The sequence below is a fragment of the Halomonas sp. E14 genome (assembly GCF_052568415.1).
This window is the reverse complement of record NZ_CP199423.1, coordinates 2,499,986-2,517,101: the sequence shown is the minus strand read 5'-3', so window position 1 is coordinate 2,517,101 and position 17,116 is coordinate 2,499,986. Positions and strand designations below refer to the sequence as shown.

At 65.6% G+C, this 17,116-nt stretch carries 11 protein-coding genes and 5 tRNA genes; 5 read left to right on the top strand and 11 right to left on the bottom strand.

Translation table 11 applies throughout. From position 1 onward, the window contains the following. Positions 1–55 precede the first annotated feature (55 nt). A complete protein-coding gene (locus tag ACT7B3_RS11745) occupies positions 56–2,503 on the bottom strand; it encodes an acyl-CoA dehydrogenase (RefSeq protein WP_445158064.1) in 2,448 nt (815 codons plus the stop codon). A gap of 257 nt (positions 2,504–2,760) precedes the next feature. On the opposite strand from ACT7B3_RS11745, the gene ACT7B3_RS11740 reads away from it, so the two are divergent. From ACT7B3_RS11740 to ACT7B3_RS11725, 4 genes are all read left to right on the top strand, one after another. Further along, positions 2,761–2,837, top strand: a tRNA-Met gene (locus tag ACT7B3_RS11740). A gap of 119 nt (positions 2,838–2,956) precedes the next feature. Further along, positions 2,957–3,032 (top strand) — tRNA-Asn (locus tag ACT7B3_RS11735). Positions 3,033–3,063: 31 nt separating this feature from the next. Further along, a tRNA-Asn gene (locus ACT7B3_RS11730) sits at positions 3,064–3,139 on the top strand. Positions 3,140–3,184: 45 nt separating this feature from the next. Next, positions 3,185–3,260, top strand: a tRNA-Asn gene (locus ACT7B3_RS11725). A 105-nt stretch (positions 3,261–3,365) separates the two neighbouring features. Here the strand turns inward: ACT7B3_RS11725 and ACT7B3_RS11720 are convergent. Together ACT7B3_RS11720 and ACT7B3_RS11715 are read right to left on the bottom strand one after the other, a co-directional pair. Next, positions 3,366–5,984 (bottom strand): EAL domain-containing protein, encoded by a 2,619-nt coding sequence (locus tag ACT7B3_RS11720; RefSeq protein ID WP_445158063.1) that lies wholly within the window; start codon positions 5,982–5,984, stop codon positions 3,366–3,368. A 389-nt stretch (positions 5,985–6,373) separates the two neighbouring features. Further along, a complete protein-coding gene (locus ACT7B3_RS11715) occupies positions 6,374–8,437 on the bottom strand; it encodes a carboxy terminal-processing peptidase (protein ID WP_445158062.1) in 2,064 nt (687 codons plus the stop codon). 126 nt (positions 8,438–8,563) lie between these two features. On the opposite strand from ACT7B3_RS11715, the gene ACT7B3_RS11710 reads away from it, so the two are divergent. Further along, positions 8,564–9,862 carry a M18 family aminopeptidase gene (locus ACT7B3_RS11710; protein ID WP_445158061.1) on the top strand — a complete coding sequence of 433 codons (1,299 nt, stop codon included), beginning with the start codon at positions 8,564–8,566 and terminating at the stop codon, positions 9,860–9,862. Positions 9,863–9,912: 50 nt separating this feature from the next. Here the strand turns inward: ACT7B3_RS11710 and ACT7B3_RS11705 are convergent. From ACT7B3_RS11705 to ACT7B3_RS11670, 8 genes are all read right to left on the bottom strand, one after another. Beyond that, positions 9,913–9,989 (bottom strand) — tRNA-Met (locus tag ACT7B3_RS11705). Positions 9,990–10,051: 62 nt separating this feature from the next. Further along, complete coding sequence (ychF, locus tag ACT7B3_RS11700) at positions 10,052–11,143, bottom strand: redox-regulated ATPase YchF (protein WP_445158060.1); 1,092 nt, start codon at positions 11,141–11,143, stop codon at positions 10,052–10,054. A gap of 100 nt (positions 11,144–11,243) precedes the next feature. Continuing rightward, positions 11,244–11,828 carry an aminoacyl-tRNA hydrolase gene (gene pth / locus ACT7B3_RS11695; protein WP_444677251.1) on the bottom strand — a complete coding sequence of 195 codons (585 nt, stop codon included), beginning with the start codon at positions 11,826–11,828 and terminating at the stop codon, positions 11,244–11,246. Positions 11,829–11,909: 81 nt separating this feature from the next. Beyond that, on the bottom strand, positions 11,910–12,539 hold the full coding sequence (locus ACT7B3_RS11690; RefSeq protein WP_444677252.1) for a 50S ribosomal protein L25/general stress protein Ctc: 630 nt from the start codon (positions 12,537–12,539) through the stop codon (positions 11,910–11,912). A 126-nt stretch (positions 12,540–12,665) separates the two neighbouring features. Further along, positions 12,666–13,607, bottom strand: a complete 942-nt coding sequence (locus ACT7B3_RS11685; protein WP_444677253.1) for a ribose-phosphate pyrophosphokinase — start codon at positions 13,605–13,607, stop codon at positions 12,666–12,668. A gap of 96 nt (positions 13,608–13,703) precedes the next feature. Continuing rightward, the gene (ispE, locus tag ACT7B3_RS11680) at positions 13,704–14,555 is read right to left on the bottom strand and encodes a 4-(cytidine 5'-diphospho)-2-C-methyl-D-erythritol kinase (RefSeq protein ID WP_445158059.1); all 852 of its coding nucleotides are present in this window, start codon (positions 14,553–14,555) and stop codon (positions 13,704–13,706) included. After that, positions 14,548–15,171 carry a lipoprotein insertase outer membrane protein LolB gene (gene lolB, locus ACT7B3_RS11675; RefSeq protein ID WP_445158058.1) on the bottom strand — a complete coding sequence of 208 codons (624 nt, stop codon included), beginning with the start codon at positions 15,169–15,171 and terminating at the stop codon, positions 14,548–14,550. Before lolB ends, ispE begins: the two co-directional genes overlap by 8 nt. Next, a complete protein-coding gene (locus tag ACT7B3_RS11670) occupies positions 15,168–16,964 on the bottom strand; it encodes a tetratricopeptide repeat protein (protein ID WP_445158057.1) in 1,797 nt (598 codons plus the stop codon). Before ACT7B3_RS11670 ends, lolB begins: the two co-directional genes overlap by 4 nt. Positions 16,965–17,116: the final 152 nt, after the last annotated feature.

Here is a 17,116-nt window from a genome sequence, read left to right as displayed (position 1 = left end):
CTGGGCCGGGGTCGAGGGAGGTGAAGCGAGGAGAGGAGAAGAGTGAGAGGAGGAGCTACGCGGCGTTGTGGCGCAGGATGTTGGCCTTGTCGGTGGCGAACTCATCGTACTCGAAGTCGTCCACGCTGAGCAGCTCGAGCACCTCGGCTTCGAAGCGGCGCATGAACTCGGCGTCCTCCTCGCTGACTAGGCCCTTCTCGCGGGCCGCCTCCAGGCGTACCTCGGGGTGCAGCGCCTCACGCGGCAGGTCGCCCTTGGCATACGCCTTGTTGACCGTGCGGTAGAGCGCCTCGGCGCGGTCATACTCGGCCAGCAGGGCGTTGTAGCGCGCCAGCGGGTTGTCCTTGGCGCCGTCGTTGTCCTGCCAGGTTTCGCGCAGCAACTTGGCCCGCAGCGCAGTGTCGCGCGATACCGCCTGGGCGATCTCTCGCGTCAGGGCGTCGGCAGGGCGTTTCCAGCGCCGTCCCGTCGGCATTGTCACGGCGCGCAGCACGCCGCCCAGCGCCCGGTTGGGCAGGTTGTCGAACAGCTCGTCGAAGGCCTGCTCGGCGCGCTGCAGCAGGTGGGTGCAGCTGTAGTGGAGCAGGGCGGCTTCGCCCTCCACCTTGTCGCCCTCCTGCCAGTGCTTGAGCACCATCGAGGCCAGGTAGAGGTTGGAGAGCACGTCGCCGAGGCGCGCCGAGATCATCTCGCGCTGCTTCAGGGCCGAGCCGAGGCTGGCCATGGCGGCATCGGCGCACAGGCTGAAGGCGGCGGAGAGGCGCGCCATGTCACTGGCATAGGGTGCGGCGATCGCATCGAAGGGCACGCTTGGCTTGCCGATGCCGAGCCCCATGGTGAAGGCGCGGGCGGCGTTGCCGAAGACCAGCGCGGCATGGCCGAAGAAGGCGTGGTCGAAGGCCTTGAGGTCGTTGCTGTCGGAGGCAGCCAGCTCCTTGAGCACGAACGGATGGCAGCGAATGGCGCCCTGGCCGAAGATCATCAGGTTGCGGGTCATGATGTTGGCCCCTTCCACCGTGATCGAGACCGGGTTGGCGCTGTAGCCGATGCCCAGGTAGTTGCGTGGGCCCAGGGTCACCGCCTTGCCGCCGTGAATGTCCATGGCATCGGAGAGTCCGAGGCGCTGGAACTCGGTGAGCTGGCTCTTGAGGATCGCCGAGGGCACGGCAGGCTTCTCGCCGCGGTCGATGGTGTTGGCAGTCTGGTAGACGGCGGCCTGGGCGATATAGCCCAGCGAGGCCAGGCGCGCCAGGGGCTCCTGCACCCCTTCCATTTCCACCACCGGCACGTTGAACTGGCGGCGAATGCGGCCGAAGCCGCCGGTCCAGCCCAGGGCGTAGCGCATGGTGCCGCTGGCGCCGGAGGGCAGGGTGATGCAGCGGCCGATGGAGAGACACTCCACCAGCATGCGCCAACCCTGGCCGATCATCTCGGTGCCGCCGATGATGGTATCCAGCGGGACGAAGACGTCCTTGCCCTTGATCGGGCCGTTGAGGAACGGGCTGCCGATGGGGTGGTGGCGGCGGCCGATCTCCATGCCGGCGGTGTTGCGCGGTACTAGGGCGAGGGTGATGCCGCGGTCCTCTTCCTCGCCCAGCAGGTGGTCGGGGTCGAACAGGCGGAAGGCCAGGCCCACCACGGTGGCGATGGGCGCCAGGGTGATCCAGCGCTTCTCGAAGTTGAGACGCAGGCCCAGCACCTCCTTGCCGTCGACCATCTGCTTGCACACGATGCCGGTGTCTGGCAGCGAGGTGGCGTCGGAGCCGGCGCGCGGGCCGGTGAGACCGAAACAGGGGATCTCGCGGCCGTCGGCCAGGCGCGGCAGGAAGTGATCCTTCTGCGCCTGGGTGCCGTACTTGAGCAGCAGCTCGCCGGGGCCCAGGGAATTGGGTACGCCCACCGTGACCATCAGCGTCTCGCTGATGGAGAGCTTCTGCAGCACCAGCGACTGCGCCTTGGCCGAGAACCCGAGGCCGCCATACTCCTTGGGAATGATCATGCCGAAGAAGCCTTCCTTCTTCAGGTACTGCCACAGCTCTTCGGGCAGGTCGGCACGCTCCTTGGCGATCTCCCAGGCATTGCACATGCCGGCGGCCACCGAGCACTGATGCTCGAGGAAGCTGCGCTCCTCCTCGGTCAGGCCATCGTCGCGGTAGGCCATCAGCTTGTTCCACTGTGGGCGGCCCGAGAACAGCTCACCGTCCCACGCCACGGTGCCGGCTTCCAGCGCGGTGCGCTCGGTTGCCGACACCTTGGGCGAGACGCGCTTGAACATGGCGAACAGCCTCGGGGTAAGCCACTGGATGCGCAGGGCAGGCAGACCGGCCACGGCCACCGTCACTGCGCCGAGCAGCAGCAGCACGCCGAGCACGGGGGAGCCCAGCAGCAGGCCCGCCAGGCCGAGCACGCCAAGCAGGATCAGGGTCGGCATGGCGCCGGCCTCGCGGCGCATCACGGCCAGCAGGCCGACGACGGTGAGAAGCAGAAGGATGAGGGTGAGCATGGGGCGCTCCCTTGGTTCGCGTTTAGAACAGTTGTTTGAACGAATCAGACTAGCCCATCTCACCCTGAGTGGCCAGCCCTGCGGCAGGGCTGAGACGCCCACATGGTGGGGTGATCCTCGACAGCGGAGCGTCGGCCAGGGTGGCGACGTCGATAGCCGCCTAGGCGGCGTGCAAAGACGAGGGTGAACGCCTTGCCTGTTGGTTCCGCTTCGTGCATAATCTTGCCGCGTCAAACAGGCAATGCCTGCTGTCGCTTGGCTACGTAGCTCAGCTGGTTAGAGCACATCACTCATAATGATGGGGTCCCCTGTTCAAATCAGGGCGTAGCCACCAGATCCTGAACGCCCGCACGATTTCTCGTGCGGGCGTTCTGCTATGTGCCTGGCAGGTGTGAGAATCTGCCCTTGACCTGACAAGAGCGATCCGTATACTACGCACCGTGTTCAGGCCATTCCCGGATAGCTCAGTCGGTAGAGCAAGTGACTGTTAATCACTGGGTCGCAGGTTCGAGTCCTGCTCCGGGAGCCATAAACACAGCGCCGGTCTTGACGTTCGTCATTCCTCGATAGCTCAGTTGGTAGAGCAAGTGACTGTTAATCACTGGGTCGCAGGTTCGAGTCCTGCTCGAGGAGCCATCGGCTCGCCAGTTCAAGGAAGGAGCCCCTTCCTGTTCGTATCGTTCCCGGATAGCTCAGTCGGTAGAGCAAGTGACTGTTAATCACTGGGTCGCAGGTTCGAGTCCTGCTCCGGGAGCCAATTCTCTGTTTCCTTGTCAGCTCGCTTCCTTGTTGTTGCGCCCTGCATATTTCTTTGCATCCAGTCAGCGGCTGTGAACCCTGTCTTCCGTGAGTCGTGTTGGCCTTAATGCGGCGAGCCGGCTGTCAGGTAGCGGCGCTCGATGCTCTCGGCTGCCACTGCGGGGCTGCAAAGATACCCCTGATACCCCCAGCAGCCCTGTTCGGCGAGAAACGCCCGCTCCTCCTCGGTTTCCACTCCCTCGGCAACGGTGCGCAATTCGAGCGTACTGGCCAGCGCAATGATGGCGCGCACGATCGCCTGTTTCTTCCTGTCGTGCTGCACGCCCTGCACGAAACTCATGTCGATCTTTACAGTGTCGATGGGGAAGTCGCGCAGGTAGGAGAGACCTGAATACCCCGTGCCGAAATCATCGATCGAAAGCGTCACGCCCAGTTGCTTCAGTTCGCGCAGCGTCGACAGGGTATGCGTCAGGTCGAGCATGGCCACGTGTTCGGTGACCTCGAGTTCCAGCTGCTGCGGAGGAACCGTGCTCTTCTCCAACCACTGCGCCAGTTCGGCCACGAAGTTCGCTCGGGAAAAGAGCGAGGCCGACACGTTCACGGCCACGGGGAGCGGCGGGTGGCCCTGCTGCCGCCAGCTTGCCAGCTGGGCGATTACCGTCTTCAGCATCCAGCGGTCAATGGCCACGATCTGGCCGCTGCTTTCGGCCAGTGGAATGAACTCGCAGGGAGAAATCATGCCTCGCTGTGGGTGCTGCCAGCGTACCAATGCCTCGAAACCGACCACGCGCCCATCGGCAATGCATACCTTGGGCTGAAACCAGGCCTGCAGCTGGTTGTCGCGCAGAGCGTCGTTGAGCTCGCCGCGCAGGGTCAGGCGACTCTTGGCCAGGTGCTGCATGCTCGCCGCGTAGAAGACGTAGGCGCCGCGTCCGCGTGCCTTGGCCTGGTACATGGCCGTGTCCGCGGCCTGGATCAGCTCGTCGAGCTGCGAACCGTCGCCAGGCGCTTGGGCTACCCCGATGCTGCAGCCCACATGCACCGGCTGAGCGCCGAGCTGATAGGGTCGGCGCACGCTGCGGATCAGCCGCTTGGCCAAGGCGCGGGCCTCCTCCCGGCCGCCTTCCATCAATACCACGAACTCATCGCCGCCGAAGCGTGCCAGCGTATCGCCTTCGCGCAGCTCACCGCGCAGCCGGTCCGCCACCTGCCGCAGCAGCCGGTCGCCCTGTGGATGTCCCATGGCATCGTTGACGTGCTTGAATTCGTCAAGGTCGATGAACAGCACCGCCAGCTTCGGCAAGCCGGCGCTCCTGGCATCGAGGATCTGGCTGAAGCGGCTTTCCAGGAGCAGGCGGTTCGGGAGACCCGTGAGTGTATCGTAGTTGGCCAAGTGGTGAAGCTGTTCCTCGGCCTTGACCCTCTCGGAGACGTCTTCCATCACCGCGATGAAATGCTCGATGGCAGCGTCATCGCCGCGCACGGCCGTGATGGTGCCACGCTGGGGGTAGAGTTCGCCGTTGCGGCGCCGATTCCAGAACTCGCCGGCCCAGTAGCCCTCTTCCAGCAGGCTTCGCCATAGCTGCTGGTAGAAAGCCTTGTCCTGGCGGCCAGACTGCAGCACGCGCGGGTTCTGGCCAATCACCGTGTCGCGGCTATGGCCGGTGATGCGGGTGAAGGAGGGGTTGACGTCGAGTATGTGTCCACCGGCGTCGGCAATGATGATGGACTCGTGACTGTGCTCGAACACCTCGGAGGTAAGCTTCAGGCGCTGGCGGTCCTCAAGCATGCTCATGGCAAAGGCGATGTTGCCTGCCAGTTCGTTGAACAGGCGCACCATGTCGGCATCGAACACACGCCCCTGCTGGTTGAAGATGGTAAGCACGGCCTGGGTCGGCTTACCTTCGGTGCGGATGGGGAAGGCTGCCAGGGCGCCTTGCTCGGAAGCAAAAGCATTGAGCGGGCAGTGTGCGAGGGCAGGGCATGCCCGGCAGCTGTCCTGAATATGGTACCGGCCCTCGCGCATGACGCGCTGCTCCAATTGGCACTCAAGCTTTCGGTCGGTGGTCGGCGGCAGGATGCCGGCGCCCTTGCGTACGCAGACAGTGCCGGGCAACAGCCCGGCGCCTGCCAGCTGCGGCCAGGCTTCCGCGCGCGGATCGGCTGTGATGCACGCTTGGAAGAAGGAGGTTTCCTGCGTGATGGTGGTGCAGGTGCGTTCGAACAGCTGGGCTGGGGTGAGCTTGAGATTGACCAGCGTCTGGTTGATGTGGCTGAGCATCTCGTACATGTCGCGCATTTTCTGCGCCTGGCCCAGCGCCCGGCGGCGTTCGCCGATCAGCGCGCCTAGGAGCCACACGATCATCAGATTGATCAACATAAACAGCGAGAGTACGAGCAGGCTGTCATGGGTATCGCCTGCGCTTAGGGCATCCGCCATGACGGCCACGAGGCTGGTGCACAGCACCACGAACAGGCTGGTCGCAAGCGGTAGCCGAATGGCAACGATCACCAGCAGCGGGGTGAGCAGGAAGCTGTAGGTGGCCAGCGCCTGGCCCGCCGGGTTGCGGATAGAAAAGGTGGCGGCGGCTGCGCCGCAGCACAGCAGCCAGAGCAGTACGGCTTCCGCGGTCGGGACGCGCGAAGATGTCGCTCGGTGGACTGCGCCGGGCAAAGGCTGGCTGTCAGCCTCGATTCGGTGCTTCAGGCGGCGGTGGATCATGCAGACCTCTGCTTCAAGGGGCGTGTCCTGCCGTGCTCACGGGCCTAGAAGCGCCGGGCCTGCCTTCCTGGTAGGAGAGGCCATTGTATGCGACACCATGATCAAAGGCGCGTGCAATGCCTTAACGTTATTCGACGAACTTTTGGTGCGCAGGGTGCATGACCTGGCGGAACAATCGCCGCTACATGAAACGCCTGAACGAAGAGCTTGTGCAGCAGTAACGCCGCGGCGGGCGGCCGTGGTTTATCGGCTCGGTGCAGCGGCGCGCAGCCGCCACAGCGGCGAAACAAATAGGCCCGGGAGAGTTTCCCGGGCCTGTTGTCGTATGCATGGCTAGGTTGAAGGGGTGGCGGGAGGAGGGCGCTGGTTAGAGCGCCCGGTCTGGCGACTCAGCGGGCGGCCAGCCGCCGCTGGCTCAGCTCCGCATAGTCTGCTAGGATGGCCGCAGCCTCCAGGACCTGGATTCGCTCCACCGGCTCATCGTCCTCGACGTCATCGTCCAGCCGAGCTTCCAAAAGCTCTTCCAGCGGCTCCATGCCCAGGGCGATGCGGCGGCGATTTTCCAGCGCCAGCTGCTCGGCATCGCGCTGCTCCACTTCACGCTGACGCTGCTCGCGATCGAGGCTGACGCTGGTCTGCTCCTCTCGCAGGCGGCGTGTCAGTTCGACGCGCTCGCGCAGGTAGACGAAGTTCGGATGCGACTCGGCGCGATCCTGATGGCGTGAGCGCAAGGTTTCGAGATACTCCCACGGCTCGCCATAGTGGCGATACTGCACGGCCTGAACGGTGTCCCACTCCAGCGCATTGTCCAGGCTGCTCTCGCCGATTCGCTCGGGGTCGACCAGATCGGGGAAGAGAATGTCGGGCTCCACGCCGCGATGCTGCGTGCTCTTGCCGGAGATGCGATAGAACTTGGCCCGGGTCAGCTTGATCTGGCCATGGCTGAGGTCGAGCAGCGTCTGCACTGTGCCCTTGCCGAAGGTGGCGTTGCCCAGCACCAGGCCGCGTCCATAGTCCTGGATGGCGCCGGCGAAGATCTCCGAGGCCGAGGCCGAGAGCCGGTTAACCAGCACGGCCAGCGGCCCGTCATAGAGCGTGCCGGTTTCGGTGTCACCGTAGAGACTGATGCGGCCGCGAGCATCGCGAACCTGCACCGTGGGGCCCCGGTCGATGAACAGGCCGATCAGTGAGTTGGCTTCCTGGAGCGCGCCGCCGCCGTTGTTGCGCAGGTCGAGCATGATGCCGTCGATGCCTTCCGCCTTGAGGCGCTCGACTTCACGCGCCACATCGCGAGTGGTACTGCGGAACTCCTCCTGTCCCGACTGCCAGGCGTCGAAATCCACGTAGAAAGTGGGAATGCGAATCACGCCGATGCGCTTGGTGCCGTCTTCCTGGTTGATCTCGATGATCTCGCCCTTGGCGGCCTGCTCTTCCAGGTCCACGGTGTCGCGGGTGATCTCGACCTCGTGGCTGCGGGTCATGTCGACCACTTCAGCGGGCACTACTTCGAGGCGAACCACGGTGCCCTTGGGGCCGCGGATGAGGTCGACGACTTCGTCGAGGCGCATGCCGACGACATTTACCATGCCGTCCTGATCCTCTTGGCCGACTCCAATGATGCGGTCGGCGGGTTCCAGCACGCCGGCACGATCGGCCGGGCCGCCCGGCACCAGGCTGGTGACCTTCACGTATTCGCCGTCGGACTGCAGCATGGCGCCGATCCCTTCGAGGGAAAGACGCATCTGGATATCGAAGGATTCGCCCTGGCGCGGCGACAGGTATTCGGTGTGCGGGTCGATGCTGCTGGTCACGGCGGCCATGAACAGGCCGAAGACGTCTTCGCCATTGGTCTGGCGCAGCCGCGACAGCTGCCCTTCATAGCGCTGGCGCAGGTTGTTCTCGACCTGCTCGCTGTCCTGCCCGCTGATGTCGAGCGTGAGGGCGGCGTTCTTGAGTCGTTTCTGCCACAGCTCATCGAGCTCCTCCTCGCTGCCGGCCCAGGAGGCTTCGCGACGATCCAGCTCAAGGCGCAGATCGCTGTCATAGCTGTAGTCGAGCCCGTGGTCGATGCGCTCGAGCAGCCACTCGAAGCGCGATTCGGCTCGGTCGTGGTAACGCTGGTAGAGTTCGTAGGCGGGCACCAGGTCGCCATCGAAGATCATGTCGTCGATGCGCGTCTCGAGGTGGCGAAAGTCCTCCACGTCACCTTCCAGCAGGAAGGAGCGCTGGCCATCGAGGACGTCCAGGTAGCGCTGGAAGGCCAGGCGCGACCACTCGTCGTCCAGCGCGATATCGGCATAATGGCCGTAGCGCAGCGACTCGGCGACCTCGACGGCAGCCTGGCGATGCACGTCACTCGGTGCGATCTTGGCTAGCGCGGCAGGGCTGCTCAGCATCAGCATTACCGCTGTGAACAGGATGGCTGAGTGCCGAGGTGCGACTAACAGGCTCATCAATGAAGCACTCCTGGTTTCGTGTACACTTCCTTCCCTAGACAAGCGTATGGCTCATGAGTTGCTAAGGCGGAAAGCCCATTGTAGCAGCTAACGCACCACTCACGACTCTCTATGAGGAACCCCATGTCTCGGGAAGCCCGACTTGATCGTCTGCTCCAGTTTCTTCACTGTTCGCCTACTCCTTGGCACGCCGTGTCGGCCATGGCGCAGCGGCTGGAGGCGGCTGGCTTCCGCTGTCTGGACGAATCCCGGCCCTGGGAGCTTGCCCCCGGCGAGCGGTGCTACGTGACCCGCAATGATTCGTCGATCGTGGCACTGCAGCTCCCGCGCGAGCGCCTTGATGCGCTGCGCATGATCGGGGCGCATACCGACAGCCCGGGCCTTCGGCTCAAGCCCAGCCCGGCGCAATCCAGCGCCGGCTGGCTGCAGCTGGGCGTCGAACTCTACGGCGGAGTATTGCTGGCGCCCTGGTTCGACCGCGACCTCGGCCTGGCGGGGCGGGTTCACGTGCGTCACCTTGACGGCCGGCTCGAAGGCCTGCTGCTGAAGGTCGACCAGCCGGTGGCGATCATTCCGAGCCTGGCCATTCACCTGGACCGCGATGTCAACAACGGCCGGGCGATCAACGCCCAGACCCAGATGGCGCCTGTTTTCCTCCAGGGAGGCGAAAAGCCCGACCTGCAGCGCCTGCTGCAGGAGTGGCTGACGGCACAGCATGGCCTGCGTGACGTCGAACTGCTCGACTTCGAGCTGGCGCTGTTCGACGTCCAGCCGCCGTCGCGCGTCGGCGTGCAGGGCGAGCTGATCGCCAGTGCGCGCCTCGACAACCTGCTCTCGTGCTTCATCGGCCTGGAGGCGCTGCTTGAGTGCGACGGCAGCCAGGGTGTGGTGCTGGTCGCCAACGACCATGAGGAGGTCGGCTCAGCCAGCGCCTGCGGTGCCCAGGGGCCGTTCCTCGGCGACGTGCTGCGGCGGGTCAATGCCCGGCTCGGCGAACCCGGCGACGAAGGCTTCATCCGCCTGATCCAGGCCTCGCGGATGATCTCCTGCGACAACGCCCACGGCCTGCACCCCAACTTCACCGACAAGCACGATGCCGCGCATGGTCCCAGGCTCAACGGCGGACCGGTGATCAAGGTGAACGCCAACCAGCGCTATGCCACCAACAGTGCCACCGCCGCGCTGTTCCGCGACCTCTGCCGCGAAGCCGGCGTGCCGGTGCAGACCTTCGTCTCGCGCGCCGACATGGGCTGCGGCAGCACCATCGGGCCGATCACCGCCACTGAGCTCGGCGTGCCGACCCTGGATGTCGGCGTGCCCCAGTGGGGTATGCACTCGATCCGCGAGACGGCCGGCAGTCACGACGTGGAGCACCTGACCCAGGCGCTGATCGCCTTTGCCAACCGCCCCGAGCTGGCCTGATCGGGGCGACCACGAAAAACCCGGCGCCAAGGCGCCGGGTTTTTTGATTCTGGTGGCTACGCCCTGACTCGAACAGGGGACCCCATCATTATGAGTGATGTGCTCTAACCAACTGAGCTACGTAGCCATTCAACGGGAGCGAAGTTTACGGACTCGCCCCCGTCAGGTCAAGCCTTGTTGCCACCAGGCTCAGACGTTGAAGCGGAAGTGGACCACGTCGCCGTCCTTGACTACGTACTCCTTGCCTTCCAGGCGCCACTTGCCGGCATCCTTGGCACCCTGCTCGCCGCCGAGTGCGACGAAGTCATCGTAGGCGATCACTTCGGCGCGGATGAAGCCTTTCTGGAAGTCCGTATGGATGACGCCGGCGGCCTCGGGGGCGGTGGCGCCGATCTTCACCGTCCAGGCGCGCACTTCCTTCACCCCCGCGGTGAAGTAGGTCTGCAGCCCGAGCAGCTTGTAGCCGGCGCGGATCACGCGGTCGAGTCCCGGCTCTTCCATGCCCATTTCGCCAAGGAACATGGCACGCTCTTCGTCATCCAACTCGGCGATTTCAGATTCGAGCTGGTTGCACACCGGCACCACCACGGCGCCTTCCTCGGCGGCGATCTCGTTGACCACGTCGAGATAGGGGTTGTTCTCGAAACCGTCCTCGTTGACGTTGGCGATGTACATGGTCGGCTTGAGCGTGAGGAAGCCGAAACTCTTGAGCTGCTTCTTGTCGTCCTCGTCGAGACCGAAGCTTCTCAGCGGCTGGCCCTCGGCCAGGTGTGGCTGAATGCGCTCGAGTATCGCCTTGGTGGCGATCGCGTCCTTGTCGCCCCCCTTGGCCACGCGCACCAGGCGCTGGATGGCGCGCTCGACGGTATCGAGATCGGAGAGGGCCAGCTCCATATTGATGATTTCGATATCGGCGCGCGGGTCGACCTGGTTGGCCACGTGGATGACGTTGTCGTTGTCGAAGCAGCGCACCACATGGGCGATGGCCTGGGTCTCGCGGATGTTGGCCAGGAACTTGTTGCCCAGGCCCTCTCCCTTGGAGGCGCCCGCCACCAAGCCGGCGATGTCGACGAACTCCATGGTGGTGGGAATTACCTTCTGCGGCTTCACGATCTCGGCCAACTTGTCGAGCCGCGGGTCGGGCATGGGCACGATGCCGACGTTGGGCTCGATAGTGCAGAAGGGAAAGTTCTCAGCATCAATGCCGGACTTGGTCAGAGCGTTAAAAAGCGTGGACTTGCCGACGTTGGGCAGGCCGACGATACCGCAGTTGAAACCCATGGGATCTTCCTGGAAAGCATGTTCGAGAGTGGCGATTGATCGCTATTCTACGGGAAAGCGCGAGGTCGTCGTAAGTCCGGCGAGACGGCCTGCCGCCGGCTCAGGGCTTGAAGGCGTGCAAGCGGCTCATGGCACGCGCCCAGTCGCCGGTGATGGCCTGGGGCAGGGTATGGAGGCTCTCATGGATGGCGGCGCCAATGGCGCCCAGCTCGGCCTTGCCGGGGCGTGCCAGCACGTAATGCGTGACCTGGCGGGAGTCGCCAGGATGGCCGATGCCGATCCGCAGCCGATGAAAGCCCTTGTCGTTGCCCAGGGCGCTGATGATATCGCGCAACCCATTGTGTCCGCCGTGGCCTCCGCCGGTCTTGTAGCGGGCGCAGCCGGCGGGAATGTCCAGCTCGTCGTGGGCCACCAGCAGTTCGCCGGGCGTCAGCTTGAAGAACTGGCACAGTGCCGCCACCGAGGCGCCGCTGCGATTCATGTAGGTGGTGGGCTCGAGCAGGTGCAGTTCCTGGCCATCGAGTCGCACCTTGGCGTAGAGCCCGAGAAACTTCTTCTCCGGACGCAGCTCGGTGCCAGCCGCACGTGCCAGCAGTTCCACCAGCCAGGCGCCGGCATTGTGGCGGGTTTCGGCATACTCTTCGCCGGGATTGCCCAGCCCGATGATCGCTTTCACCTGAGACATGCGGTGTCTCCAAACAAAACAAGCGCCGTAGCGCTTGGTCGTGTCGGAAAGGGGCCGCCGCAGCGGCCCCAACGGCACAGGTTACTCGGCGGAACCTTCGCCTTCCTCGCCTTCGCCGGCATCGCTGCGGCCCTTGGGCTTGGAGATGCTCAGCACGGCGTTGTCGTGATCGGCGCCGTGGGTCAGCTCGACCAGGCTGACGCCGGCCGGCAGCTTGAGGTCGGAAAGGTGCAGCGTGGTGCCGATTTCGACGTCGGTGATGTCGACTTCCAGGAAGTCCGGCAGGTCCTTCGGCAGACAGCTGATCTGGACTTCGTTGGAAAGCACGTGCAGCTCGCCGCCCTGGTCCTTAATGGCCTTGGACTTCGCCTCGCCGACCACGTGCAGCGGCACGTTGATGGTGATGGCGTGAGAGGCATCGACGCGCATGAAGTCGGCGTGAGTGACCACCGGCTTGTACGGGTGACGCTGCAGGTCGCGCACGACCACCTGCTCGCTCTTGCCGTCGATGACCAGGTTCAGCACCGAGGAGAAGAACGACTCGTCCTCGATGGCCTTGTAGAAGGCGGCCTTTTCGATGGAGATCGGCTGCGGCGCCTGCTCACCGCCGTAGACGATGGCCGGCACCTGGAGGTTCGCACGACGCAGGCGGCGGCTCGCACCTTTCCCCAGGTCGCTACGAACGCTGGCATTGAGAGTGAATTCGGACATGATGTTGCCTCTTGCTTAAGGTAAGGGATACACCGCCGACCGCGACCTGACGACGGCGTTCCCGAAAGCCCCGAAGGGCGCTACTCCGGCGCCTGTTCTCGCTCCGGGCATGTCGCCCGAAGGGGTTCAGTGGAACATGGCGCTGACGGATTCTTCGTTGCTGACGCGGCGAATCGCCTCGGCGATCAGCCCCGCCACGCTGAGCTGGCGAATTTTGCCGCTGCGGCGCGCAATGTCGGACAGCGGAATGGTGTCGGTGACCACGACTTCGTCGAGCACCGAGCCGGTGATGTTCTCGACCGCAGGGCCTGACAGGATCGGGTGGGTGGCGTAGGCCACCACGCGGCGGGCGCCATGAGCCTTGAGTGCGTCGCCGGCCTTGCACAGGGTGCCGGCGGTATCGATCATGTCGTCGACCACCACACAGGTGCGATTCTCGATGTCGCCGATGATGTGCATCACCTGGGCCTGGTTGGCCTGGGGGCGGCGCTTGTCGATGATGGCGAGGTCGGCGTTGAGCTGCTTGGCAATGGCGCGGGCACGCACCACGCCGCCCACGTCGGGCGAGACCACCACCAGGTCATCGTAGTTCTGGCGTTCGATGTCATCGAGCAGGATCGGCGAGCCGTAGACGTTATCCACAGGGACGTCGAAAAAGCCCTGGATCTGGTCGGCGTGCAGGTCCATGGTCATCACCCGGTCGACGCCGGCCTTGACCATCATGTCGGCCACAACCTTGGCCGAGATCGGTACCCGTGCGGAGCGCACGCGGCGGTCCTGTCGGGCATAGCCGAAGTAAGGCACCACGGCGGTGATCCGCGAGGCGGAGGCGCGGCGCAGCGCGTCTGCCATCAGGATCAGCTCCATCAGGTTGTCGTTGGTCGGCGCGCAGGTGGACTGCAGGATGAACACGTCCTTGCCGCGAACGTTCTCGTTGATCTCGACCGCGATCTCGCCGTCGCTGAACTGCCCGACCGTGGCGTTGCCCATGCGGCTATCCAGGCTGTCGGCGATCTTCTGGGCAAGTTCGGGATTGGCATTCCCGGCAAAAACCATCAATTTTGACACGCGCATCCACCTATGCAGTGTTGAGGGGCGATCAGGACACGACCGGTGGGTCGCCCTGTCTGCCATGGCCCGCGAAGGACTGTCGCAGGGTGCCGCTCATCGGCCCAGAGCGACATGTAGCGGAGAGAGGTTCAAGCCGCGAGCGATGAAGGCCGAACAGTGGCGGGGCAGGTCGGCTAGCATGCGCTTTGCCTCGGCGTCGGTCTCGACCCGAGCGAAGACACAGGCCCCTGTGCCCGTCAGCATGGCCGGTGCGCGAGCGCCGAGCCAGTCAAGCACCTCGGCTACCTGCGGATAGAGCCGTCGCACGGTCTGTTCGCAGTCGTTGTGCCAGCTTGGCGCTCCCCCCTGCAGTGCGCGCGCCATGGTAATCGGGGGGGTGTCACGTGTCAATTGCGCGGCCCCGAACACCGCCGCGGTGGCGATTTCGACGCCGGGATTGACGACTACGAACCAGGGGGTGTCGAGGGTCACGGGCGTGAGCCTTTCTCCCACTCCCTCGGCCCAGGCGGCGTGGCCGCGGACGAAGACCGGTACGTCGGCGCCCAGGGTAAGGCCTAGTTCGGCCAGGCGGTCGAGCGAAAGGTTTAGCCGCCACAGGCGGTCGAGGCCGAGCAGGGCGGTGGCGGCGTCGGAGCTGCCGCCGCCCAGACCGCCGCCCATGGGCAGCCGCTTGGTGAGAGTGATTGCGGCGCCCAGGCGGCAGCCGGTCTCGGCCTGCAGCAGGCGTGCTGCGCGCACGATCAGGTTGTCCTCGTCGGCCAGCCCGGGCAGGGCGGGAGTCAGGCGGATCTCGCCGTCGACGCGAAGCTGCAGATGCAGAGTGTCGCCGTGATCGAGGAACTGGAACAGCGTCTGCAGCTCGTGGTAGCCATCCGCGCGGCGCCCGGTGATATGCAGCATGCGGTTGAGCTTGGCCGGGGCGGGCAGCGCCAGGGTCTCATTCATCGATGGCGGGCCGCCACTCGGTTACCACCAGCGTCACGCGCAGGTCGTCGTACTCCATGACCAGGCGGCGCGGCAGCCACAGCGACTCGACCAGGATCCAGTCACGGTATTCGATCACCCAGCCATCCTGTTCGAGGCGCTCGGGGAAGCCGGTTGCGTCGTGGCTCAGCTGGTGGCGGCTGTGATCGGCAGGCAGGCCGCGGATCCAGTCGGACAGTGCGCTGACCGGTAGCGACCAGCCGAGCTGCTGCTGCATCAGCGCTTCGGGCGTTTCGGCGACGAAGCGGCCTTCGGCGGTGGTCAGCGAGAAGCGGCCCTCGCGTCCTTCCAGCAGATTGCGTCCGCTGCCGAAGGGGCCGCTGATGAGCATGCGGTAGTAGTGGGGATGCTGGCTCCAGTCCAGGTTGGCGCTGGTGGTCTCCTGGGGGGTGCGCAGGCCGGCCTTGCCCACCAGTATCCAGGTGTCCAGGGCGGCCAGCTGCGCCTGCTGGCGCTCCCACTGGGCGGCGCTGCGCTCGCCCTGCGGCGTGGTGGTCGGCGCGGCGCAGCCCGCCAGCAGGGCGGTGGCCAGCAGGGCGCCGAAGAGCCCGGCGCGGGGCAGGTTCCATCGTGTCATGGTGTCGTCTCGTCTGGGGCCGATGAGCGTGGGCGATCTGGGGAGAGCTCGGGGATTCGCTCCAGCAGCGCGTCGATGAGCGGATGGTCGTCGAAGCGGCGCAGGGCCTCCTCGATGAGCAGGCGGGCCTGCTCGTGGCGCTCCAGCACCCACAGCACCTCCGCGAGGTGCGCGGCGATCTCCTGGTCGGGCATGGCGGCATAGGCACGCTCCAGCCAGGGCAGGGCGCGCTCCGGGTCGCCCAGGCGGTAGTAGACCCAGCCCAGGCTGTCCATGATGGCCGCGCTGCCGGGCTCGAGCTCATGGGCGCGCTCGATCAGTTCGCGCGCTTCCTCGAGCCGCTCCTCGATATTGAGATCCGCCAGGGTATAGCCCAGGGCATTGAGGGCGGCGGCATTGTCCGGGTTGGCTTCGATGATGCGCCCGAGGTCGCGCTCCATGGCGTCGAGGTTGCCTACCTCCCAGGCGCGCATGGCGCGCAGGTAAAGCAGCTGTTCATCGTTGGGCGTGCGCGCCAGCTCGCGGTTGAGCAGGGCCTCGGCCTCGGCGGTGAGGCCCGCTTCGTCGAGCAGCTCCACTTCTAGGGCGAGCAGTTCGCTGAAGTGCGCGTCATGGCGCAGGCGTTCGATCCGCAGGAAGGCGCGGGCGTCCAGCAGGCGGTCGTCCTCGATCAGCATGCGCGCCGCCCGCAGGCGGGCGCGCAGGAAGTCGCCTCCCTGGGAAACCTGGCGGTAATAAAGCAGGGCGTTGTCGACCTCTTCCTCCTGCTCGGCGATGGCGCCGAGCAGGAAGAAAGCGCTGGACGGGGTCTGGTCGCCGCTGATCAGCGGCAGTAGCAGGCGTCGGGCGGCATCGAGCTGGCCTTCCTCGAGGTAGAGCCTGGCCAGCGAGATACGCAGCTCGTCGTTGCCGAGGTGCTCGTCGAGCAGCGCATCGGTGTGTCGCTCGGCGGCGGCCACGTTGCCGAGCTCCAGTTCGGACTGCGCCAGCAGCAGCAGGAAGCGCGGGTCGCCCGGCGAGATCGCCAGGCCGCGGCGGGCGGCGTCTCGGGCGCGGGCGGGGTCGTTGGCCTCGAGCGCCAGGCGGGCACGCGTCATCCATAGCGCGGGCAGCTCGGCGTGGTCGCGCGACAGCGCTTCAAGGCGCGCCTCGGCCCGCTCGCGCATGCCAAGCGCCGCCTCGAGAATCGCCATGGCCAGGGCGGTGTCGTGATAGTGCGGGTGGCGCACCGCTTCCGGGCCGGCCAGGTGGCGGCTCAGGCGTTCATACAGCGGGATGGGGTCGACCTGCGCGTCCAGGGCGAGCTCGGTAAACAGGGCCAGCTCGCCGTGGCCGCCCTGTTCGACGAGCTGGAGGCGCTTCTCCAGCGCAAGGACCCAATTGCCGCGCTGCAGCGCGATGCCGGCCAGCAGCCGCAGCGGAGCTTCGGCCTGGGGATCAAGCTGGTGCCAGCGCCGCACGGCTTCCTCGAGCAACAGGGGGTCGTTACTGAAGCGGGCGGCCAGGGTGGCGCGCTCGGCCAGGGCAGGTTCGCGGTAGCGTTCGGCCATGGCCAGGTAGCCGAGTGTGGCCGGGCGATACTGGCCGCGCTGGCCGGCCAGTTCGGCGGTCAGCAGGCCGGCGAGCCCTTCGGCGTCGAGTCCGCGCTCGATGGGAGGGGCGCCGACGAGAGGGTCTTCGTCGGGGAAGAGCGCGAAGGGTGACGGGGGCAGACCCTGGCAGCCGCCGAGGAGAACCGTCAGGCCAAGGAGCGCCAGTCCGTGGCGAGAAAAGCGTATCAGCTGAGTGGGCATGCGTGTCTCGTCTGGTTACCCGAGCCGTCAGCATACCGGCTCGACGGCGGTGGGCAAAGCGATCAGCACCACTCTTGTCATGCATCAATTGCGGCTGGGGTGGGCATGCGCTGAGAATAAAAGCCTGTGGTAGAATGCGACGCCGCAGAGCA

Coding starts and splice junctions, on each gene's coding strand:
- ychF (WP_445158060.1), bottom strand. CDS start 11,143: ATGGGTTTCAACTGCGGTATCGTCGGCCTGCCCAACGTCGGCAAGTCC.
- ACT7B3_RS11670 (WP_445158057.1), bottom strand. CDS start 16,964: ATGCCCACTCAGCTGATACGCTTTTCTCGCCACGGACTGGCGCTCCTT.
- ACT7B3_RS11690 (WP_444677252.1), bottom strand. CDS start 12,539: ATGTCCGAATTCACTCTCAATGCCAGCGTTCGTAGCGACCTGGGGAAA.
- ACT7B3_RS11715 (WP_445158062.1), bottom strand. CDS start 8,437: ATGAGCCTGTTAGTCGCACCTCGGCACTCAGCCATCCTGTTCACAGCG.
- ACT7B3_RS11720 (WP_445158063.1), bottom strand. CDS start 5,984: ATGATCCACCGCCGCCTGAAGCACCGAATCGAGGCTGACAGCCAGCCT.
- ACT7B3_RS11710 (WP_445158061.1), top strand. CDS start 8,564: ATGTCTCGGGAAGCCCGACTTGATCGTCTGCTCCAGTTTCTTCACTGT.
- ispE (WP_445158059.1), bottom strand. CDS start 14,555: ATGAATGAGACCCTGGCGCTGCCCGCCCCGGCCAAGCTCAACCGCATG.
- pth (WP_444677251.1), bottom strand. CDS start 11,828: ATGTCTCAGGTGAAAGCGATCATCGGGCTGGGCAATCCCGGCGAAGAG.
- ACT7B3_RS11745 (WP_445158064.1), bottom strand. CDS start 2,503: ATGCTCACCCTCATCCTTCTGCTTCTCACCGTCGTCGGCCTGCTGGCC.
- lolB (WP_445158058.1), bottom strand. CDS start 15,171: ATGACACGATGGAACCTGCCCCGCGCCGGGCTCTTCGGCGCCCTGCTG.